A 21184-nucleotide genomic window follows, 5' to 3' on the forward strand; every position below is an offset into this window, starting at 1 on the left:
TTGAGCAATGAGGGCATGTGAGGGGATAGGGCAATGCCTACCGACTATGACGCTCCACGGCGCACCGAGACTGACGACGTCTCGGAGGACTCGCTGGAGGAGCTCAAAGCACGACGCAACGAGGCGGCTTCGGCCGTGGTCGACGTCGACGAATCCGAAACCGCCGAATCTTTCGAACTGCCCGGTGCCGACCTGTCCGGAGAAGAACTGTCGGTCCGCGTCATTCCGAAGCAGGCTGACGAGTTCACCTGCTCGAGCTGTTTCCTGGTGCAACACCGCAGCCGGCTGGCCAGCGAGAAGAACGGCCTGATGATCTGTACCGACTGCGCGGCTTGACCCGGGTCAGCTGCGCAATGCCGACAGCACCCGCTCGGGGTGGCGGCAGCTCACCAGCCAGTACGGCGTGGGGTCGTCCGGGTCGTCCAGGACGACCAGGATCATCGGGCCGACCCATGCCCGGTGCAGCACGAAAGCCGCGGGGTCGAGCTGGCGGCCCAGCGCCGCGGATTTGGCCGACGGCGCAACCGCGGCGGACCGGGCGACCGCGGTGACCGGCAGGTGGGCCTCGCCGGCCCACAGTTCCACCCCGCCCGGCACGCTCGGGTCGGCGGTCACCCGGATCTCCACGCGGCCCAGCCACAGCAGGGTTCCGGTCGCCACCGCGAAAAGCGTTGCGTACGGCAGCCAGGACGGCCGGGGGGCGACGCCCATGTTGACTTCGAATGCGAGCAGCCCCGCCAGCCCGAAGGCCAACGGCCACCACCACCAGGGCACCCACAGTCGTTCGCGATATCGCACACTGTGCGGCGCGACGCGCGTACCGGACACGCAGTCAAGGGTAATCTGTGGCCCCGTGTCGACCAGTCTGGCCATCGTCCGCCTCGATCCCGAGCTCCCAATGCCCGTGCGCGCCCACGAGGGCGACGCCGGGGTGGATCTCTATAGCGCGGAAGACCTCAAGCTGGAACCCGGGCGACGCGCCCTGGTGCGCACGGGGGTGGCGGTCGCGATCCCGTTCGGGATGGTCGGGCTGGTCCACCCACGTTCGGGTTTGGCGTCGCGCGTAGGGCTTTCGATCGTCAACAGCCCGGGCACCATCGACGCGGGCTACCGCGGCGAGATCAAGGTCGCGCTGATCAACCTCGATCCGGCCGAGCCGATCGTCGTGCATCGTGGTGACCGCATCGCCCAACTGCTGGTGCAGCGGGTCGAGCTGGTCGAGCTGGTCGAGGTGTCGTCGTTCGACGAGGCCGGCCTGGCCGAAACATCCCGTGGCGACGGTGGCCACGGTTCCTCCGGCGGACATGCGAGTTTGTGACCGCTAGCGACGATGCAGAGCGGAGCGATGAGGAGGAGGAGCGGCACTGATGGCGGCACTTAAGAGAAACAACGACGACAGTGACAAACCGGTGGACGCGGAAGCCGCCGCCGACCCGATCGACGAGGAGTTCGACGAAGAGCTCGAGGGCCCGTTCGACATCGACGATTTCGACGACCCCTCGGTCGCGGAGCTCGCGCGGCTGGACCTGGGCTCGGTGCTCATCCCGATGCCGGAGGCGGGCCAGTTACAGGTCGAGCTGACCGAGACCGGGGTCCCCAGCGCCGTGTGGGTCGTCACGCCCAACGGCCGGTTCACCATCGCCGCCTACGCGGCACCGAAAACCGGTGGGCTGTGGCGTGAGGTGGCCAGCGAGCTCGCCGACTCGCTGCGCAAGGACGGGGCCCAAGTGAGCATCAAGGACGGCCCGTGGGGCCGCGAGGTGGTCGGCTCCGCGTCCGGCGCGGTCCGCTTCATCGGCGTCGACGGCTACCGCTGGATGATCCGCTGCGTCGTCAACGGGGCGCACGAGACGATGGAAGCTCTCGAGCAGGAGGCACGAGCGGCGTTGGCGGACACCGTCGTTCGCCGCGGCGACACACCGCTGCCGGTGCGCACCCCGTTGACCGTGCAGCTGCCCGAGCCGATGGCGCAGCAACTGCGCGAGGCCGCGGCCGCCCAGCAGGCCGCCGCGCAAGAGGCCGCGGAGCAGGGGCCGCCCGAGCCGGCGGCGCGCCGCAGCGCCGATGGCTCGGCCATGCAGCAGCTGCGCACCACCACCGGCGGCTGACCCGAACCGGCTAGTCCACGTCGGCGAGGGCGGCCAGGCACGCCGCGCCCAGCGCGGCCGGATCCGAGCCGATCTCGTCGAGCGTCACCGTCCGCAGCGCCGCGCGCGGCGCGGCGTGCACCCACTCCTCACCCACCCGCAACGGATGGATGGGGTCGTCGATGGCGGCCGCCACGCCCATCGGCACGGCCAGCCGGGCCAGCTCGGCGTGGTCCGGCGCCACATGGGCGGCGGCCTCGTCCATCGCGTCGGGCAGTTGCGGCCACTGGGCGCGCCACGAACGGGCCAGCTCGTCGGCCAGCCACGCCGGGCTCGACGCCCGCATCTGGCCGGTCGTCGCCTCCAGCCCGTCGGCGCGCAGCTGCGCGGCGGTGTGCCGCGCCGCCAGCGCCGCGGGCGCCTCCTCCGGCGCCCCGGCCCAGGCCGGCAGCGCGGCCAGCACCGCGACCGTCTTGTCCGCGTGGGTCAGTGCCCAGGCGACCGCCACCGCCGCGCCGATCGAGACGCCGCCGACCGCGATCGGGCCGGTGCGCGCGGCGGCGTCCAACGCCGAGACGTAGCCGTCGATCAACCGATCCGGCTGGGGCGGCGGGGTCACCAGGACGGCGCCGGCGCCGCGCAACGGACCGGAAAAGGCCCGGTAGACGTAGTCGTCGTCGGACCCGGTGCCGGGCAACAACACCGTCGTGACACCCCGCAGATCGACAGCCACACCCCGATAGTGGCATCACGTTTGAGTCGGTTGGCGCGCGGGAACCAACAGGTCTACGGTGTCCGTTGGCATAAGTGGAAGCGCCGAGGCTTATCAGCATTGTCAGGAGTGGCCATGGGGGCCCAAGGATATCTTCGCCGGCTCACCCGTCGGTTGACGGAGGCGCCGGAGCAACGCGACTCTGAAGAGTTGTCCGACGAGGTCGCAAGCACCGGCGCGCAACGGGTTATCGATTGCGAGCGTGGCCAAGAGGTCACCATGATCGGCACGCTGCGCAGCGTGGAATGTAACGGCAAGGCCTGCGCGGGCGGCGTCCGCGCCGAGCTGTTCGACGGCAGCGACACGGTCACCCTGGTCTGGTTGGGGCAGCGGCGGATCCCGGGCATCGACTCGGGCCGCAAGCTGCGGGTGCGGGGGCGGCTGGGCAAGCTGGAGAACGGCACCAAGGCCATCTACAACCCGCACTACGAAATTCAGCGGTGACGCTTCCCGACGATCGGGAGTCGAGTCCGGGATCGCACGATTCGACCGCGCCCGAACGCGCGAGCGTTAACCGGCTTACCGCGGAACGGCTGCTGCGACAGGCGGGCGGGGTCAGCGGCGTCATCTATTCGTCGCTGCCGGTTGTGATCTTCGTCATCGCGTCGAGCCTGTGGGGCCTGTTCGTGGCCATCGGCGCCGCGCTGGCCGCGGCGGCGCTGGTCCTGCTGTGGCGGCTGATCCGACGGGAATCGCCGCAGCCCGCATTCTCGGGGTTCTTCGGCGTGGCCATCTGCGCGCTGGTCGCCTACATCGTCGGGGAGTCCAAGGGCTACTTCCTGATCGGCATCTGGACGTCGCTGCTCTGGGCGGTGGTGGTCGCGGCGTCGGTGATCATCCGGCGGCCGCTGGTCGGTTACGTGTGGAGCTGGGCCACCGGGCGTGGCCGCGCCTGGCGCGACGTGCCGAGGGCCGTCTACGCGTTCGACATCGCATCGGTCTTCTGGGTGCTGGTCTTCGCCGCCCGGTTCGTGGTCCAGGGCATGCTCTACGACGCCGACCAGACCGGCTGGCTGGCGTTCGCGCGCATCGCGATGGGCTGGCCGCTGACCGTGGCGGCCGCGCTAGTCACGTACCTGGCGATCAAGTCGGCCCAGCGTGCCATGTTGGCGGCCGGTGACACCGGCACCCAGATCGCGGCCGACCCGGTCCGCGACTAGCGGTGATCGCGAGCGCGGCGGAGCCGGGCGCTGCGGGTCACCGCCATGGGCCTAGCCCTAGTCGCTGAGCGCCGGGCCGTCCGGCAGTAGCAGCTTGCGCAGGTCCTCTTCGGCCTCGGCGACCGCGACGAACAGCAGCTCGTCGCCGCCCTCCAGCGGCTCGTCCGCCTCGGGCACGATCACCCGCGGGCCGCGCAGGATCGTCACCAGCGAGGCGTCCCGGGGCAGCTGCAGCCGGCGCACCGGCTTGCCGCCCCAGGGGGTGTCGTCGGGCAGGGTGATCTCGACGAGGTTGGCCTGCCCTCTGCGGAATTCCATGAGCCGCACCAGATCACCGACCGCCACGGCCTCTTCGATCAGCGAGGCGAGCATGCGCGGGGTGGACACCGCCACATCCACGCCCCAGGCGTCGGTGAACAACCATTCGTTGCGCGGGTCGTTGACCCGGGCCACCACCCGGGGCACCGCGAATTCGGTCTTGGCCAGCAGGCTGAGCACGACGTTGGCTTTGTCGTCGCCGGTCGCGGCCACCACCACGTCGAACTCCTGCAGGTGCACCGATTCCAGCAGGCTCAGCTCGCAGGCGTCGCCGAGCCGCCAGTGCGCGGCGGGGATGGCGTCGACGTCGACGTGATCGGGGTTGCGCTCGATGAGCGTCACGTCGTGGCCGTTGCCGACGAGTTCGCGACTTACGGAGCGGCCCACCGCACCGGCCCCGGCGACAGCTACCTTCATTTGCGCCGCTCCTTAACCGAGTTCTTCACTGGGTGGCAGCGCGGCGATGGCCACGGCCTCGGCGGCGCGGCCCGAGATCGCCGCGACGTAGACCTGATCGCCGGCCTGCAGGGCCGTCTTGGGCTCGGGCAGGACGCCGGCGCCGAACCGGATCAGGAAGGCGACCCGGGCGCCGGTGGCCTGCTCGAGATCGGTGACCCGGTGCCCGATCCACTCCTCGTGCAGGACGACCTCCGCGACGGCCACCGTGCCGGTCGGGTCCCGCCACTTGGCGGTTTCGGTGTCCCGCAGCAGCGCGTTGAGCAGGCGGTCGGTGGTCCAGGGCACGGTGGCAATGGTGGGGATGCCGAGGCGCTCGTACACCTCCGCGCGCTTGGCGTCGTAGATCCGGGCCACGACGCGCTTCACGCCGAAGGTCTCCCGGGCCAGCCGCGCCGAGATGATGTTCGAGTTGTCCCCGGAGGACACGGCGGCGAACGCGTCCGCCTCCTCGATGCCGGCCCGCAGCAACACGTCGCGGTCGAACCCCTGGCCGAGCACCCGTTCCCCGCCGTATTCCGGGCTGAGCCGGTTGAAGGCCGTGCTGTCGCGGTCGATGACCGCGACGTCGTGGCCGATCCGCGACAGCCCGTCGGCCACCGAGGAACCGACGCGGCCGCAGCCCATCACCACTACTCGCAATTTCCGATCCTCTCGGCTGCGTCCTGCGGCCCCCATCGGCAACCCACGTCGGCCAGCCGATTTCGGGTCGGCAAACATTCTCACCTACGAAGCTACCGCCACACCCCGGTGGGCTTAGTGTTGGCTCTCGTGTCCAAACTTTCCACCGCAGCGCGTCGGTTGCTAATTGGCCGGCCGTTTCGCAGCGACCGGTTGAGTCACACCCTGCTGCCCAAGCGGATCGCCTTGCCGGTGTTCGCCTCCGATGCGCTGTCCTCGGTGGCGTACGCCCCCGAAGAGGTCTTCCTGATGCTGTCGGTGGCCGGCGTCACCGCGTACGCGCTGACGCCGTGGATCGGTCTGGCCGTGGCCGCGGTGATGTTGGTCGTGGTGGCCAGCTACCGGCAGAACGTGCACGCCTACCCGTCCGGCGGGGGTGACTACGAGGTGGTCACCACCAACCTCGGCGATACGGCCGGCCTGGTGGTCGCCAGCGCGCTGATGGTGGATTACGTTCTGACCGTTGCCGTTTCGACGGCGTCGGCGATGTCCAACATCGGCTCCGCGATCCCGATCGTGGCCCAGCACAAGGTGTGGTTCTGCGTGGCGGCCATCCTGCTGGTGATGGCGTTGAACCTGCGGGGCATCCGCGAATCCGGGGTGGCGTTCGCCATCCCGACGTACGCGTTCATCGTCGGTGTCTTCGTGATGATCGGCTGGGGGCTGATCCGGATCTTCGTGCTGGGCAACCCGCTGCGGGCGGAGTCCGCCGGGTTCCAGATGCACGCCGAGCACGGCCAGGTCGTCGGCTTCGCGCTCGCCTTCCTGGTGGCCCGCTCGTTCTCCTCGGGCTGCGCGGCGCTCACCGGTGTGGAGGCGATCAGCAACGGCGTCCCGGCCTTCGAGAAGCCCAAGTCGCGCAACGCGGCGACGACGCTGCTGCTGCTGGGCGGGATCGCGGTGACCCTGCTGATGGGGATCATCGTGTTGGCCCAGCAGATCAAGGTCCAGCTGGTCGAGGATCCCGCCCGGCAACTGACCGGCGCCCCGCCGGGTTACTACCAGAAGACACTGGTCACCCAGCTGGCCGAAACGGTCTTCGGCAGCTTCCACATCGGCTTCCTGCTGATCGCCACGGTGACGGCGCTCATCCTGGTGCTCGCCGCCAACACCGCGTTCAACGGTTTCCCGGTGCTCGGTTCGGTCCTGGCGCAGCACAGCTACCTGCCGCGCCAGCTGCACACCCGCGGCGACCGGTTGGCGTTCTCCAACGGAATCCTGTTTCTGTCGGGGGCGGCGCTGCTGGCGATCATCGCGTTCCGGGCGGAGGTCACCGCCCTGATCCAGCTCTACATCGTCGGCGTGTTCATTTCGTTCACGCTGAGCCAGATCGGCATGGTGCGGCACTGGACCCGGTTGCTGCGCACCGAGACCGATCCGCGGGCGCGCCGCAAGATGATGCGGTCCCGGGTGGTGAACACCATCGGATTGCTTTCCACCGGCGCCGTTCTGCTGGTCGTCCTGGTCACCAAATTCGTCGCCGGCGCGTGGATCGCGTTGTTCGCGATGGGTTTGCTGTTCGGGATGATGAAGATGATCCACCGGCACTACCGCACCGTCAGCCGGGAACTCGAGCAGCAGGCGGCCGCCCAGCACGACGTGGTGCTGCCCAGCCGCAATCACGCCCTGGTGCTGGTGTCCAAGCTGCACCTGCCGACGCTGCGCGCCCTGGCCTACGCCCGCGCGACCCGGCCCGATGTCCTCGAGGCGCTCACCGTCAGCGTCGACGAGGGCGAAACCCGCGAGTTGGTGCACCAGTGGGAAGAGAGCGACATCAGCGTGCCGCTGAAGGTCATCGCCTCGCCGTACCGCGAAATCACCCGGCCCATACTCGATTACGTCAAACGCGTCAGCAAGGAGTCGCCGCGAACGGTCGTCACCGTGTTCATCCCCGAGTACGTGGTGGGCCACTGGTGGGAACAGGTGCTGCACAACCAGAGCGCGCTGCGGCTCAAGGGCCGGTTGCTGTTCATGCCCAACGTGATGGTGACTTCCGTTCCGTGGCAACTGACTTCGTCGGAGCGGCTGAAGACCTTGCAGCCGCACGCCGCCCCGGGTGACGCTCGCAGGGGAATCTTCGATTGACCCGCGAATCACCTGGCGCGGTGCTGCCCGCGCGCGAGCAGCTGACGCTGGTCACCGGCGCGCCGGCCAACGGCGGCAGTTGCGTCGCGCATCACGAAGGACGCGTGGTGTTCGTCCGCTACGCGCTGCCGGGTGAGCGAGTGCGGGTGCGGGTCACCGCCGACCGCGGATCCTATTGGCACGCAGAGGTTGTCGAGGTGCTCGACCCGTCGGACGACCGCGTCGAATCGCTGTGCCCGATCGCCGGGGTGGACGGCGCCGGGTGTTGCGACTTGGCGTTCGCCGCGCCGGAGGCGGCCCGCGCGCTCAAGGCGCAGGTGGTGGCCAATCAGCTCGAGCGGTTGGGCGGGCACCACTGGGACGGCGAGGCCGAACCGCTGCCGGGTTCCGGGCCGACGGGGTGGCGCACCCGCGTCCGGCTCGACGTGGGCGCGGACCGGCGCCCCGGCTTCCACCGCTACCACAGCGACGAGCTGGTCACCGACCTGCGCTGCGCGCAATTGCCGGCCGGCATGCTCGACGGGCTCGCCGAACCCGATTGGCCCCCAACGGCGCAGCTGCACGTCGTGGTGGACGACGACGGTGCGCGCCACGTGGTGCGCACGCTGCGGCAGGGCAGACGGACCGTGACCAAGGTCGTGGAGGGCGCCTACGAGGCGGTGCAGCGAGTGGGCGGGCGCAGCTGGCAGATACCGGTGACCGCCTTCTGGCAGGCGCACCGCGGCGCGGCCGCGGTGTACAGCCGCCTGGTCGCCGACTGGGCGCAGGCGGGCGCCGGCATGACCGCCTGGGATCTCTACGGCGGCGCGGGCGTTTTCGCCGCGGCGCTCGGGGCGGCGGTCGGGGAGTCCGGGCGGGTGCTGAGCGTCGACACCTCGCGCGCCGCCACCCGGGCCGCCCGCGCCGCGCTGGACGATCTAGCCCAGGTGCGGGTCGTCACCGACTCGGTGCGGCGTGCGCTCGGCGCCCAACGATCGCGTGCGGACGTCGCGGTGCTGGACCCGCCGCGGGCGGGCGCCGGGCGGGAAATCATCGACCTCCTCGCGGCCGCCGGCGTCCCGCGCGTGGTGCACATCGGTTGCGAGGCGGCCTCTTTCGCCCGCGACATCGGGCTCTACCTCGGCCACGGCTACGCCGTCGAGCAGATCAAGGTGTTCGACGCGTTCCCGCTCACCCATCACACCGAGTGCGTCGCGCTGCTGACCCGCGCTCAGGCCAGCACGGTGTAGCGCAGCCACAGGTAGCCGGCCGCGAGCGCCAACGACACCGCGGTGACCACCACGCCCTTGCGGGTGAACTCCCAGAACGAGATGGGATTGTCGGCGCGCCGGGCGATTCCGAGCAGCACGATGTTGGCGCTGGCGCCGATGGCGGTCAGGTTGCCGCCGAAGTCGGTGCCCAGGGCCAGCGCCCACCACAGGACGCCGGAGTGGGCGTGGTCGCCCAGGGCGGGGGCCAGATCGGCGACGACGGGCGCCATGGTGGCGGCATACGGGACGTTGTCGACGATCCCGCTGATCACCACCGACGCGACGAGTATGGTCATCGTCGCGATCAGGGTGTTGCCGCCGGTGGCCGTGATCGCCGCGCGTGCAAGCTGTTTGACGACACCGGTCTTCACCAGGGCGCCGACCATGATGAACAGGCCGGCGAAGAACAGCAGCGTGTCCCACTCGACGCTGGACAGGTAATCCGAGGACTTCAGCCTGGACGCGACGATCAGGATGCCGGCGCCCAGTAGCGCGATGACCGAGGGCTCCATGTGCAACGGCGAGTGCGCGATGAACGCGGTGAACACCGCCAGCAACACGATGCCGCACGTGATGAGCAGCCGCGGATCGCGAATGGCCTCCTTTTCCTCCAGCGACATCACGTCGGCGACGCGCCCGGGGTCGACGGTGAAGGCGCCGGGAAAAAGGCGCGGCAGCAAGGCAATCAGCACGGCGACGACGATGACCACGATGGGCGCCAGATGGATCAGGAAGTCGTTGAAGGTCAGGCCGGCCTTGCTGGCGATGATGATGTTGGGCGGGTCGCCCACCAGCGTGGCCGCGCCGCCGATGTTGGACGCGAATACCTCGGCCATCAAAAACGGCGCCGCGTTGACCGCCAGGCGGTCGCACACCAGCAGCGTCACCGGGGCGACCAGCAACACCGTGGTGACGTTGTCCAGCAGGGCCGACGCGATCGCGGTGACCAGGACCAGCAGGATCATGACGCGCAACGCGGAACCGCGGGCGCGTTTGGCCGACCAGATCGCCACGTATTCGAAGACGCCCGTCTGGCGCAGCACGCTGACGATGATCATCATGCCGAGCAGCAAAAAGATGACGTCCCAATCGATTCCGGTCTCGTGCGAATAGAACACGTCGTCGGAATGGATGATCGGCAACATGACCACGATGGCCGCGCCGGCGAGCGCCACGAAGGTTTTGTTGACGCGATCGCTGGCAATCAGGGCATACGCGATGACGAACACCAGGATCGCGATGATGCTCATTTATTCACCTGTGCGGATCAATGCCTCAGCGCCGCCCCAAGCACGCGTGACGCCGTGATCACCCCGATCAGCCGGCCCTCCTTGACCACCGCCACCAGCGGGCTGCGCAGCCGCGCCATCAGCGCCGCCACCTCGATGATGGTGTCGTCGGAGTTGGCCGGCGGTATGTCGACCAGATGGTCCGGCAACACGTCGCCCACCTTCTTGCCGCTCAACTTCTCCGCGCAGCGGTCGGCCATCGATTCGTTGAGCACGCCGGCCAGCGACGGGTCGTCCTGGACGTACTGGGGCACGATGAAGCGGACCACCTGGGAGGCGGGCAGCACGGCGTAGGGGCGTCCCGAGCTGTCGGTCACCAGCAGCCCGGGCAGCCGGTGTTCCGCGAGCATTCGCGCGGCGTCCAGGGCGTTCGCGTCGATGCTGACCACCGGAAAGTCCTCGACGATCTGCTCGGCGCGCATGAAGCGACGATACGTCCGCGGGGGGTGTGCGGCGAGGGCCGGCGGCCACGGCGTACTCCTGGGTCGGCGGGACAACGTGCCGACCAGGCTTCCCGGCTCACCGCGAGACTGAGGTTACCAAAGGCGCGGCTGCGGCGAAGGCGAGCGAAATCGCAAACTCCGCACCGGCGCCACCCCCCGCCGGCTGCGTAGACTGTCGGGATGCTGGAACAGATCCGCGGGCCCGCTGATCTGCAATACCTGTCCCAACAGCAGCTGCGCGAACTTGCCGCCGAGATTCGCCAGTTCCTGATCCACAAGGTCGCTGCCACCGGGGGACACCTGGGGCCCAACCTGGGCGTGGTCGAACTGACGCTGGCGCTGCACCGCGTCTTCGACTCGCCGCACGACCCGATCGTCTTCGACACCGGTCATCAGGCCTACGTGCACAAGATGTTGACCGGGCGCTCGCAGGACTTCGAGAGCCTGCGCAAGAAGGGCGGCCTGTCGGGCTATCCGTCACGCGCCGAGAGCGAACACGACTGGGTGGAGTCCAGCCACGCCAGCGCGGCGCTGTCCTACGCCGACGGCCTGGCCAAGGCGTTCGAGCTGACCGGCCACCGCAACCGGCACGTCGTCGCCGTGGTCGGCGACGGCGCGCTCACCGGCGGAATGTGCTGGGAGGCGCTGAACAACATCGCCGCGTCGCGCCGGCCGGTGATCATCGTCGTCAACGACAACGGGCGCAGCTATGCGCCGACGATCGGCGGCGTCGCCGACCGCCTGGCCACCCTGCGCCTGCAGCCGGCCTACGAGCAGGTCCTGGAGCGGGGCCGCGACGCGGTGCGTTCGCTGCCGCTGGTGGGTCAGATGGCGTATCGCTTCATGCACAGCGTCAAGGCCGGCATCAAGGACTCGCTGTCCCCGCAGTTGCTGTTCACCGACCTCGGCCTGAAGTACGTCGGCCCGGTCGACGGTCACGACGAACGCGCGGTGGAGATGGCACTGCGCCACGCGCGCGGCTTCGGCCGGCCGGTGATCGTGCACGTCGTCACCCGCAAGGGCATGGGTTACGCGCCGGCCGAGGACGACGAGGCCGAGCAGATGCACTCCTGCGGCGTGATCGACCCGGTCACCGGGCAGGCCACCAAGATCGCCGGCCCGGGCTGGACCGCCACGTTCTCCGAAGCGCTCATCGGCTACGCGAGGAAACGCCGCGACATCGTTGCCATCACCGCGGCGATGCCCGGCCCGACGGGGTTGTCGGCGTTCGGGCAACAGTTTCCCGATCGCCTGTTCGACGTCGGCATCGCCGAGCAGCACGCGCTGACGTCGGCCGCGGGCCTGGCGATGGGCGGCATGCACCCGGTGGTGGCCATCTACTCGACGTTCCTCAACCGGGCCTTCGACCAGATCATGATGGACGTCGCGCTGCACAAGCTGCCCGTCACCATGGTGCTGGACCGGGCCGGGATCACCGGCAACGACGGCGCCAGCCACAACGGCATGTGGGACCTCTCGATGCTGGGCATCGTGCCCGGCATGCGGGTGGCGGCGCCCAGGGATGCCACCCGGCTGCGTGAGGAACTCGGTGAGGCCCTCGACGTCAACGACGGCCCGACGGCACTGCGGTTCCCCAAAGGCGATGTGGGGGAAGACATTCCGGCCCTCGAGCGCCGGTCGGGCGTCGACGTGCTCGCCGTGCCGGCCGCCGGCTTGAACCACGACGTGCTGCTGGTGGGCGTCGGCGCGTTCGTCCCGATGGCGCTCGAGGTGGCCAAGCGGCTGCATAACCAGGGGATCGGCGTGACGGTGATCGACCCGCGCTGGGTGCTCCCGGTGTCCGACGCGGTGCTGGAACTGGCCCGGCAGCACAAGCTCGTCGTCACCTGCGAGGACAACGGGGTCAACGGCGGTGTCGGGTCGGCGGTGTCGTCGGCCCTGCGCGGCGCGGACATCGACGTTCCGTGCCGCGACGTCGGCCTGCCGCAGCGGTTCTACGAGCACGCCGCGCGGGGTGAGCTGCTGGCCGACCTGGGGCTGACGGATCAGGACGTGGCCCGCCGCATCACCGGCTGGGTCGCCGCCCTGGGCAGCCCCGTCACCGAGGCGGAGATCCGCGAGCACCTCGACTAGACGCCTCGGGAGCGCGGCGGAGCCGTGCGAACCGGGTCGCCACCACCGACTAATGCCCCGAGCGGGAGTGCATTCAGGGCTTTGAGTGTGCGCTCAGGCAGGGATTTAGCTGATTTTTCCGCCCTGCGCGCACACGCGATGCCCACGATTCACACCCGACGCGCGCACACTTCCGGAACTAGTCGTCCTCGACCGGCGGCTGCAGCGCGCGCGCCAGCACGGGATCGACCAATTCCCGCTGCCACGGCCGCGCCTGCCCGGCGCGCAGGAACGTCTCGACCGCCTCGAAGGGATCGGGCGCGGCCTCCCAGTCCCAGCACAGCCGCCGCACCAGGTCGGGCGAGACCAGGTTCTCGGTGGGGACGTTGACCCGTTCCGACACCTCCGACAGCGCGGCCCGCGCCGCCTCCAGCCGCGCGGCGGCCTCGGGTTTGCGCCGGCTCCACCGCGCCGGCGGCGGCGGCCCGTTCGGCGGTTCGGCGTCCACGGGCGGATTCTTGGTCTGCCGGGCGGCTTCCAGCGCCCCCAGCCACGTGGCGGCGCTGCGCCGTTGATTGCGCCCGCCGAACACCGGCAGCGCGGTGAGTTCCTCGACCGTCTTCGGGTCGGCGATGGCGGCCTCGATGATGGCCGAGTCCGGCAGGATGCGGCGCGGCGCGATGTCGCGGCGCTGGGCGATGCGGTCGCGCGTCAGCCACAGTTCGCGGACCGCGGCCAGGCCGCGCTGGTCGCGCACCCGGTGGATTCCCGACGTGCGCCGCCACCGGTCCCGCCGCGTCGCCGCGCTCGGATCGCGGGAGCCGACCGCGCGTAGGTAGTCGAATTCCTCAGCGGCCCAACCGCTTTTGCCCTGCTGGTTCAGAACGTCGGCGATCGCGGTGCGCAGTTCGATGAGAAGTTCGACGTCCAGCGCCGCGTAGTTGAGCCATTCCTCGGGCAGGGGCCGTTTGGACCAATCGGCCGCGCCGTGGCCCTTGGCCAGCCCGGCCCCCAGCAGCCGCTCCACCATGGTCGCCAGGTTCACCCGCTCGAACCCGGCCAGCCGCCCGGCCAGCTCGGTGTCGTACAGGGCCGGCGGGTGCAGTCCTACCTCCGCCAAGCAGGGCAGGTCCTGATCGGCGGAATGCAGGATCCACTCGTCCTCGCCCAGCACCTCGGCGACGGGCCGCAGCGCCTCCAGCGGGTCGGCGCCGTGGCTGACCGGGTCGATGAGCACGGTGCCGGCACCGGCCCGCCGGATCTGGATCAAATACGCGCGGTTGGAATACCGGAAACCTGACGCCCGCTCGGCGTCCACCGCGAACGGGCCGCGCCCCCGATCCAGGCGCTGCGCGGCCTCCTCGATCTGGCGGACCGTCACCGAAAGATCGGGGATCCCTTCGGCCGGGTGCAGCAGCGGCGTGGGCTCCGGTTCGGCGCTGTCGGGCGCGGTGCTGCCGGGCCCGTCGGCCTCCGGTTCGCACATGTCAGGCGCGTGACCGAGAGCTCAGATCCGTGACGCCCGTCGGCGGGAGGCCCGCCGCGTGTTCCAGTACCTCACAGAAGGCCTCGACGTGGACGCCCACCTGCGGCGTGGTCGCCGTCCAGGACGCCCGCAACTCCAACTGGTGGGCGCGCGGCGGGCCGGAGATGTCGCCGTAGCGCACCGAGGTGGTGGCGGTGACGGTGCCGCCCAGGGCGGTGACCTGTTCCATCCGCGACTCCAGGGCCTCCACCAGCCAGCTCCACGCCACCTCCGGCAGCAGGGGGTCGACGGCCTCGCTGGGATCCAGGTCGGCCTGGATGTAGGCGACCAGCCGGATGGTGCCGTCCCACGCGTCGGCGCCTTCGGGGTCGTAGAGCAGGATCAGGCGGCCGAAGGCGTCGCCGTCGGATCGCTCGGGGACAATCTCGCGGTCGGGATGTTTCACCTCGGCCCCCAGCGCGTAGCTGTAGGGGGCCAGGCGCTGCGGCGGGCGGATGGGGCCCAGCTCCAGCTCGGGCCGCACGGTGACGGCGTTCATGGCCGCGACTGCCTCGCGGAATGGCTCCGGTTCAGCTGAGGTCACTTGACGCCGCTCCTGTTCATCCCGGCCGTCCTTCGTCGGCGCGGCACGGGTCACAGGGTCCGACGGTAGACCCATCGGCCGACACGCGGAATCAGGCGCGCCGACCGCTACCAACCCGTTACCAGACCTCATCCGACGGTATCGCCGCTGCTCAGGAGGCGTTTCCGCCGGTAAATCGGGCGGGCCGCTTTTCCCGGTGCGCGGCCAGCCCTTCCTGCACGTCGGGGCCGCTGAAGCTGAGGAATTCCAGGCCGAGCGAGGTCTCGAAGGTGGGCGCGAACATGCGGTACCAGGAGTTGAGGCTGCGCTTCGTCCAGCGGATCGCGTTCTGCGCCCCCCGCGCCAGGTCCTCGGCGATTCGCGTCGCGGTGGACAGCACGTCGTCGTCGTCGACGCAGACGGACACCAGGCCGATGCGCTCGGCTTCCTCGCCCAGCAGCGTCTCGCAGGTGAGCAGGTAGTACTTGGCCTTGGCCATGCCGACCAGCAGGGGCCAGCAGATCGCGGCGTGGTCGCCGGCGGCCACGCCCAGCTTGGTGTGCCCGTCGATGAGCTTCGCGGTCCGACCGGCCACCGAGACGTCGGCGAGCAGGGCCACCACCAGGCCCGCGCCGACGGCCGGGCCGCGGATCGCCGAGACGACGGGCTTGTCGAAGTTGACCATGTTGAGCACCAGATCGCGGGCCTCCCGCATGATGCGCATCCGGCCTTCGTAGTCGCCGATGGTCTCGTCGATCAGGTCGAAGCTGCCGCCGGAGGAGAAGGCCTTCCCCTCGCCGCGGACCAGCACCACGCGCACCGCGGGATCGCGGCCGATCACCGGCCAGATGTCGGCGAGGTCGCGGTGCATCTGCGGCCCGACGGAATTGAGGCCGGGGGAGTCGAGAACCAGGGTCAGGATGCCGTCGTCGTCCACTTCGCACCGCAGGCTGGGGAACTCGTCGTAATTCACGGGCGGCTGGCTGACTGGCACGGTCGTGATAGTACGCAGCGCGGGGAGGGGGCCGCCGCCGTGGCAGCATTGAACGCAATGACTACTCGCCGCGACCTTCCCGAGTCGCCTTACCTGGCCGCCGTCACCGGTCGCAAACCCGGCCGGCTCCCGGTCTGGTTCATGCGGCAGGCGGGTCGTTCGCTGCCCGAATACCGGGCGCTGCGGGCCCAGACCGACATGCTGTCGGCCTGTTTCGACGCCGAGTTGGTCTGCGAGATCACCCTGCAGCCGGTGCGCCGGCACGACGTCGACGCGGCGATCCTGTTCTCCGACATCGTGGTGCCGCTGCTCGGCGCGGGCGTCGACCTGGACATCGTCGCGGGCGTCGGGCCGGTGATCGCGTCGCCGGTGCGCACCGCCGCCGATGTCGACGCGATGAAACCCCTTGACCGGCAACGCATTCAACCGGTGGCCGACGCGGTCACGCTGTTGGTGGCCGCCCTCGGTGGCGTCCCGCTGATCGGGTTCGCGGGTGCGCCGTTCACCCTGGCGTCGTACCTGATCGAGGGCGGCCCGAGCCGTCACCACGCCCGCACCAAGGCGATGATGCTCGCCGACCCGGGCAGCTGGCACGCGCTGCTGGAAAAGCTGACCGACATCACCGTCGGCTTCCTGCGGGCGCAGCTGGACGCCGGGGTGGACGCTATCCAGGTGTTCGACTCGTGGGCGGGCGCCCTGTCGCTCGCCGACTACCGCGCCTACGTGCAGCCGCACAGCGCCCGCGTTTTCGGGGCGCTGGCCGAGCACGGCGTGCCGATGACGCACTTCGGGGTGGGCACCGCCGAACTGCTCGGGGCCATGTCGACGGTCGGCGCGACGGTGGTGGGGGTGGATTGGCGGACCTCCCTGGCCGACGCGGCGACGCGCGTCGCGCCCGGCACGGCGCTGCAGGGCAACCTCGACCCGGTGGTGCTGATGGCGGGCTGGCCGGCCGTCGAACGCGCCGCCCGGGCCGTCGTCGACGACGGACGCCGCGCCGTCGACGCGGGGGCGCGCGGCCACGTCTTCAACCTCGGCCACGGCGTGCTGCCCGACACCGACCCCGGGGTGCTGACCGATCTGGTGTCGCTGGTTCACTCCCTATGACCGCCGCCTCGTATTGCGTTGTGGGGGGCGGTATTTCGGGGCTGACGGCGGCGTACCGGCTGCGCGCGGCGGTGGGCGACGACGCGCCCATCACGCTGTTCGATCCCGGCGACCGGCTGGGCGGGATCCTGCGCACCGAGCGGGTCGGCGGGCAGACGATGGACCTGGGCGCCGAGGCGTTCGTGCTGCGCCGGCCCGAGATGCCGGCGCTGCTGGCCGAGCTGGGCCTCGCGGGGCGCCAACTGGTGTCCACCGGCGCGCGGCCGCTGATCTACAGCCGGCAGGAGTTGCACCCGCTGCCCACCGGCACGGTCATCGGCATCCCGTCGGCGGCCGGCTCGGTCGCGGGATTGGTCGATGAGGCGACCGTCGCGCGCATCGAGGCCGAGCCCGGCCGGGCGTTGGCGTGGCAACCCGGAAGCGACCCCGCCACCGCCGACCTGGTGGGCGAGCGGTTCGGCGAGCAGGTCGTCACCCGGTCGGTGGACCCGCTGCTGAGCGGCGTCTACGCGGGCTCGGCGGCCACCATCGGCCTGCGCGCGGCGGCCCCCGGCGTCGCCGCCGCCCTGGACCGCGGCGCGACCAGCCTGACCGACGCGGTCCGGAGGGCGCTGCCGCCGGCCACCGGCGCGCCGGTGTTCGGGGCGCTGGACGGCGGCTACCGCGTGCTGCTCGACGCGCTGGTCGAGCGGGCCCGGCCCGACTGGATTCCCGCCGCCGTGCAGGGGCTGGAACCCGACGGGGCGGGGTGGGCGGTGCTGGACGACAGCGGCGCCCGCCGGCACGCCGACGCGGTGGTCCTCGCGGTGCCCGCCCCGCGGGTGGCGCGCCTGATCGCCGACATCGCCCCGGCCGGCGCCGCGGCCGCCGGCCGGATCGTCAGCGCGTCGTCGGTGGTGGTCGCGCTCGCGGTGCCGGGCGACACACCCTTTCCGGAGTGTTCCGGTGTGCTGGTCGCGACCGGAGAACCGTTGCGCGCCAAGGCGATTACCCTCTCGTCGCGCAAGTGGGGTGCGCGCGGGGAGAACCAGCTGCTGCGGTTGTCGTTCGGGCGGTGCGGTGACGGCCTGGCCGAGACGGCGTCGGACGACGAGCTGCTGGCCTGGGCGCTGGACGACCTGGCCGCCGTCTTCGGGTTGGCCGTCGACCCGGTCGACGCCCGCGTGCAGCGCTGGATCCGGGCCATGCCGCAGTACGGGCCGGGCCACGCGCAGCTGGTCGCCCAGATACGTGCGGGCCTGCCCCCGACGCTTGCGGTGGCCGGCAGCTACCTCGACGGCATCGGGGTGCCGGCGTGCATCGGGGCGGCCACGCGCGCGATCGAGGCCCTCGAAGTGAAAGTGGCACGATAGGTTCCATGGCCAAGCTCGACTTCGACACCCTCAACGCGACGATCCGCTACCTGATGTTCTCGGTGTTCTCCGTGCGCCCGGGCGAGCTCGGGGAACAGCGCGACGCCGTGATCGACGAAGCGTCGCGGTTCCTCAAGCAGCAGGAGGAGCGCGGGGTGGTGGTGCGCGGCCTCTACGACGTGGCGGGGCTGCGGGCCGACGCCGATTTCATGATCTGGACCCACGCCGAAACCGTCGAGGCGCTGCAGGCCACCTACGCCGATTTCCGGCGCACCACCGCGCTGGGGCGGGCCTGCTCGCCGGTGTGGAGCAGCGTCGCACTGCACCGGCCGGCCGAGTTCAACAAGAGCCACATCCCGGCGTTTTTGGCCGGGGAGGAGCCCGGCAACTACATCTGCGTGTATCCGTTCGTGAGGTCCTACGAGTGGTACCTGCTGCCCGACGAGGAGCGGCGCCGCATGCTCGCCGAACACGGCATGGCGGCCCGGGAATACAAGGACGTGCGCGCGAACACGGTGCCGGCGTTCGCGCTCGGCGACTACGAATGGATCCTGGCGTTCGAGGCCCCCGAACTGCACCGCATCGTCGACCTCATGCGCGAGCTGCGCGCCACCGACGCCCGCAGACACACCCGGGAGGAGACGCCGTTCTTCACCGGACCGCGCGTGTCCGTCGAGCAGTTGGTGAACGCCCTGCCATGACTGCGCCGGTGACGATGCAGAGCGAAGCGATGAGGAGGAGCGGCGCGATATGACTGCGCCGGTGACGATGCAGAGCGAAGCGATGAGGAGGAGCGGCGCCATATGACTGCGCCGGTGACGATGCAGAGCGAAGCGATGAGGAGGAGCGGCGCGATATGACTCAGCCCGACGTCACCGACCCCGCCCGTTTCGAGGAGATGTACCGCGACGAGCGGACGTCGCACGGGTTGCCCGCTGCCACGCCGTGGGACATCGGCGGCCCGCAGCCGGTGGTGCAGCGGCTCGTCGCGCTGGGCGCGATCAAGGGCGAGGTGCTCGACCCGGGAACCGGACCGGGCCACCACGCTATCTACTACGCGTCCAAGGGTTATTCGGCGACCGGCATCGACGGGTCGGCGGCCGCGATCGAACGGGCGCGGGAGAACGCGCGCAAGGCCGGGGTATCGGTGAACTTCGAGGTGGCCGACGCGACCAAGCTCGACGGTTTCGACGGCCGCTTCGACACCGTCGTCGACTGCGCGTTCTACCACACCTTCAGCACCGAACCCGAGCTCGCCCGCTCCTACGCCCAGGCGTTGCACCGGGCCAGCAAGCCGGGCGCGCGGCTGTACATGTTCGAGTTCGGGCAGCACGACGTCAACGGCTTCAAGATGATGCGGTCCTTGTCGGAGAACGACTTTCGCGACGTGCTGCCCCAGGGCGGCTGGGAGATCAGCTACCTGGGGACGACGACCTATCTGGTGAACATCAGCGCCGAGCAGATCGAGATGATGGCGGCGCGCAACCCGGACATGGCCGATCAGGCGCAGGAGCTGCTGAAGCGATTCCGGGCGATGGAGCCGTGGCTGGAGGGCGGCCGGGTGCACGCCCCGTTCTGGGAAGTGCACGCCACCCGGCTGGACTGAGTTCGCCGGGCCTTCGGGCCGCTTTTCGCGGCCGGTCATTTCGCGAGACTGAAACTACGGCGCCGCTTTACGGCGTGTCGTGTGCGTCGTTTCAGTGTCGCGGTAGCCGCGACGGAGAAGCGCGCCGCGGACCCGGCGTATGACGTCTTCGGGCTTGTCCTCGGCGATCACCCGGATGACGACCCAGCCAAGTTCGTCAAGAGTGCGGAGCCGATGCTGGTCGCGGGCGTACTGCCGGCGGTCGGCGCGATGGTGGTCGCCGTCGTACTCGACGGCCACTTTGTATCTCTCCCAGCCCATATCGAGAACGGCAAGCAACCGCCAGTTCCGCTGCACTGGGATCTGCGTGGTGGGGGTCGGAAGGCCGGCGTCGATCAGCAGCAGGCGCAGCCAGGTTTCCTTGGGTGAGGCGGCGCCCGGATCGACCAGGGGGAGCGCCGTCCGCAGTTTCCGTAAGCCGCGTGCCCGCGCGTACCGCTCAGCGAGCATCATTACGTCCTCGCTCGAGAACGGTTTTGCCCGCATCAACGCGTCGAGTCGCATGACCGCCTCGCCGGTGGGCAGTCGCCTGGCCAAGTCGAAGGCCGTCCTCGCGGACGAGGTCACCGGCAAGCCCTTGGCGCGGGTTACCTCGTCCTGCTCGACGCGCTGATTGCGCGTGAGCACGCCGGCCGGGGGACGAGTATTGCGCCAGATCAGCTCGATCGGCTCGTCGTCGTCAATCCACCGGGAACCGTGCAGCGCCGCCGCGGTCAGCCCGGCGAGCACGCCGCGCCGACCTGACCACAACCACGCGGCGACCGACCGCGTGTACAGCGAGGGCACCGCGTAGGCCGGCAGGTAGACGTCGGGATGGATGGCACGGAACTGGGCTCGCAGCAGGTGCCGACTGATGGTCCCCTGCTGCAAGGCCTCGCTGCCGACAAACACGTCATCCACACCTGGAAGACGCCACGACGGCCCCCGGGGCTCCGCGAAACTGAAACTACGGCGGCGCTTTCCGGCGTGTCGCGTGCGTCGTTTCAGTGTCGCGGCGGCCGGCCCGCGAAGACCGCTACGCCGGCACCAGGCGCAGCGAGATGGAGTTGATGCAGTAGCGCTGATCGGTGGGGGTCGGGTACCCCTCGCCGGCGAACACGTGGCCCAGGTGGCTGTGGCAGTTCGCGCACAGCACCTCGGTGCGCGTCGTCCCCATCGAGTGGTCGGGCCGCAGGATCACCGCGTCGGAGTTCGCCGGGTCGAAGAACGACGGCCACCCGCAGTGGGACTCGAATTTCTCTGTGCTGCGGAACAATTCGGCGCCGCACGCCCGGCATTGGTAGACGCCTTGGGTTTTGGTGTCGGTGTACTCACCGGTGAACGGCCGCTCGGTGCCGGCGCGGCGCAGCACGTGAAACTCTTCCGGGCTCAGCTTCTTGCGCCACTCGTCGTCGGAGAGTTGCAGCTTCGGCGGGGCGATCTCA

23 protein-coding genes are annotated in these 21184 nt (G+C 70.2%); 12 read left to right on the forward strand and 11 right to left on the reverse strand.

Annotated elements, in window-relative coordinates; translation table 11 throughout:
* Window positions 1-33 precede the first annotated feature (33 nt).
* Entirely contained in the window at window positions 34-336 is a 303-nt protein-coding gene (locus A5680_RS01680) for a DUF4193 domain-containing protein (RefSeq protein ID WP_007171590.1), read from the forward strand.
* Window positions 337-342: 6 nt separating this feature from the next.
* On the opposite strand, the gene A5680_RS01685 is transcribed toward A5680_RS01680, so the two are convergent.
* Window positions 343-828 carry a DUF3093 domain-containing protein gene (locus A5680_RS01685; protein WP_055401637.1) on the reverse strand — a complete coding sequence of 162 codons (486 nt, stop codon included), beginning with the start codon at window positions 826-828 and terminating at the stop codon, window positions 343-345.
* 25 nt (window positions 829-853) lie between these two features.
* On the opposite strand from A5680_RS01685, the gene dut reads away from it, so the two are divergent.
* Complete coding sequence (gene dut / locus A5680_RS01690) at window positions 854-1318, forward strand: dUTP diphosphatase (protein WP_055401634.1); 465 nt, start codon at window positions 854-856, stop codon at window positions 1316-1318.
* Window positions 1319-1367: 49 nt separating this feature from the next.
* The gene (locus A5680_RS01695) at window positions 1368-2108 is read left to right on the forward strand and encodes a DUF3710 domain-containing protein (protein WP_067815408.1); all 741 of its coding nucleotides are present in this window, start codon (window positions 1368-1370) and stop codon (window positions 2106-2108) included.
* Window positions 2109-2118: 10 nt separating this feature from the next.
* Here A5680_RS01695 and A5680_RS01700 read toward each other — a convergent pair whose 3' ends face one another.
* Window positions 2119-2820: an alpha/beta fold hydrolase gene (locus A5680_RS01700; RefSeq protein WP_067815410.1), complete on the reverse strand. Its 702-nt coding sequence runs from the start codon at window positions 2818-2820 to the stop codon at window positions 2119-2121.
* Window positions 2821-2934: 114 nt separating this feature from the next.
* Between A5680_RS01700 and A5680_RS01705 the strand changes: the two genes are divergently transcribed.
* Window positions 2935-3303: an OB-fold nucleic acid binding domain-containing protein gene (locus A5680_RS01705; protein WP_055401629.1), complete on the forward strand. Its 369-nt coding sequence runs from the start codon at window positions 2935-2937 to the stop codon at window positions 3301-3303.
* A gap of 89 nt (window positions 3304-3392) precedes the next feature.
* Window positions 3393-4019, forward strand: a complete 627-nt coding sequence (locus A5680_RS01710) for a DUF3159 domain-containing protein (RefSeq protein ID WP_055401707.1) — start codon at window positions 3393-3395, stop codon at window positions 4017-4019.
* A 57-nt stretch (window positions 4020-4076) separates the two neighbouring features.
* Here A5680_RS01710 and A5680_RS01715 read toward each other — a convergent pair whose 3' ends face one another.
* Both A5680_RS01715 and A5680_RS01720 read right to left on the reverse strand, forming a co-directional pair.
* On the reverse strand, window positions 4077-4754 hold the full coding sequence (locus tag A5680_RS01715) for a TrkA family potassium uptake protein (RefSeq protein WP_055401627.1): 678 nt from the start codon (window positions 4752-4754) through the stop codon (window positions 4077-4079).
* Between the two features lie 12 nt (window positions 4755-4766).
* Window positions 4767-5435, reverse strand: coding sequence for a TrkA family potassium uptake protein (locus A5680_RS01720; protein ID WP_156349484.1), 669 nt, complete (start codon window positions 5433-5435; stop codon window positions 4767-4769).
* Window positions 5436-5564: 129 nt separating this feature from the next.
* On the opposite strand from A5680_RS01720, the gene A5680_RS01725 reads away from it, so the two are divergent.
* Window positions 5565-7559 (forward strand): APC family permease, encoded by a 1995-nt coding sequence (locus A5680_RS01725; protein WP_055401625.1) that lies wholly within the window; start codon window positions 5565-5567, stop codon window positions 7557-7559.
* A 20-nt stretch (window positions 7560-7579) separates the two neighbouring features.
* Entirely contained in the window at window positions 7580-8788 is a 1209-nt protein-coding gene (locus A5680_RS01730; RefSeq protein ID WP_067815416.1) for a class I SAM-dependent RNA methyltransferase, read from the forward strand.
* Here the strand turns inward: A5680_RS01730 and A5680_RS01735 are convergent.
* Together A5680_RS01735 and A5680_RS01740 are read right to left on the reverse strand one after the other, a co-directional pair.
* The gene (locus tag A5680_RS01735; protein ID WP_067815419.1) at window positions 8770-10059 is read right to left on the reverse strand and encodes an ArsB/NhaD family transporter; all 1290 of its coding nucleotides are present in this window, start codon (window positions 10057-10059) and stop codon (window positions 8770-8772) included. The genes A5680_RS01730 and A5680_RS01735 overlap by 19 nt on opposite strands.
* A gap of 17 nt (window positions 10060-10076) precedes the next feature.
* Window positions 10077-10520 (reverse strand): CBS domain-containing protein, encoded by a 444-nt coding sequence (locus A5680_RS01740; protein ID WP_067815422.1) that lies wholly within the window; start codon window positions 10518-10520, stop codon window positions 10077-10079.
* A gap of 201 nt (window positions 10521-10721) precedes the next feature.
* Here A5680_RS01740 and dxs point away from each other — a divergent pair, with 201 nt between their 5' ends.
* Window positions 10722-12635, forward strand: coding sequence for a 1-deoxy-D-xylulose-5-phosphate synthase (gene dxs / locus A5680_RS01745; protein ID WP_067815425.1), 1914 nt, complete (start codon window positions 10722-10724; stop codon window positions 12633-12635).
* 178 nt (window positions 12636-12813) lie between these two features.
* Here the strand turns inward: dxs and A5680_RS01750 are convergent, their stop codons facing one another.
* The 3 genes from A5680_RS01750 to A5680_RS01760 form a co-directional block, all read right to left on the reverse strand.
* Window positions 12814-14100, reverse strand: coding sequence for a ribonuclease D (locus A5680_RS01750; RefSeq protein WP_067815428.1), 1287 nt, complete (start codon window positions 14098-14100; stop codon window positions 12814-12816).
* A gap of 1 nt (window position 14101) precedes the next feature.
* Window positions 14102-14758, reverse strand: coding sequence for a DUF3000 domain-containing protein (locus A5680_RS01755; protein ID WP_082459790.1), 657 nt, complete (start codon window positions 14756-14758; stop codon window positions 14102-14104).
* 76 nt (window positions 14759-14834) lie between these two features.
* Window positions 14835-15656, reverse strand: a complete 822-nt coding sequence (locus A5680_RS01760) for an enoyl-CoA hydratase/isomerase family protein (RefSeq protein WP_067815431.1) — start codon at window positions 15654-15656, stop codon at window positions 14835-14837.
* 57 nt (window positions 15657-15713) lie between these two features.
* Between A5680_RS01760 and hemE the strand changes: the two genes are divergently transcribed.
* From hemE to A5680_RS01780, 4 genes are all read left to right on the forward strand, one after another.
* On the forward strand, window positions 15714-16763 hold the full coding sequence (gene hemE / locus A5680_RS01765) for a uroporphyrinogen decarboxylase (protein WP_067815434.1): 1050 nt from the start codon (window positions 15714-15716) through the stop codon (window positions 16761-16763).
* Window positions 16760-18115, forward strand: coding sequence for a protoporphyrinogen oxidase (locus A5680_RS01770; protein ID WP_067815437.1), 1356 nt, complete (start codon window positions 16760-16762; stop codon window positions 18113-18115). Before hemE ends, A5680_RS01770 begins: the two co-directional genes overlap by 4 nt.
* A gap of 5 nt (window positions 18116-18120) precedes the next feature.
* The gene (gene hemQ, locus A5680_RS01775; RefSeq protein ID WP_055401607.1) at window positions 18121-18816 is read left to right on the forward strand and encodes a hydrogen peroxide-dependent heme synthase; all 696 of its coding nucleotides are present in this window, start codon (window positions 18121-18123) and stop codon (window positions 18814-18816) included.
* Window positions 18817-18971: 155 nt separating this feature from the next.
* On the forward strand, window positions 18972-19721 hold the full coding sequence (locus A5680_RS01780; RefSeq protein WP_067815440.1) for a class I SAM-dependent methyltransferase: 750 nt from the start codon (window positions 18972-18974) through the stop codon (window positions 19719-19721).
* 54 nt (window positions 19722-19775) lie between these two features.
* Here A5680_RS01780 and A5680_RS01785 read toward each other — a convergent pair whose 3' ends face one another.
* Entirely contained in the window at window positions 19776-20660 is an 885-nt protein-coding gene (locus tag A5680_RS01785; protein ID WP_067815444.1) for a DUF559 domain-containing protein, read from the reverse strand.
* Between the two features lie 115 nt (window positions 20661-20775).
* Window positions 20776-21180 carry a peptide-methionine (R)-S-oxide reductase MsrB gene (gene msrB, locus A5680_RS01790; protein WP_156349486.1) on the reverse strand — a complete coding sequence of 135 codons (405 nt, stop codon included), beginning with the start codon at window positions 21178-21180 and terminating at the stop codon, window positions 20776-20778.
* Between the last annotated feature and the right edge of the window lie 4 nt (window positions 21181-21184).

The sequence above is a fragment of the Mycobacterium sp. E2989 genome (assembly GCF_001667595.1).
Taxonomy (GTDB): domain Bacteria; phylum Actinomycetota; class Actinomycetes; order Mycobacteriales; family Mycobacteriaceae; genus Mycobacterium.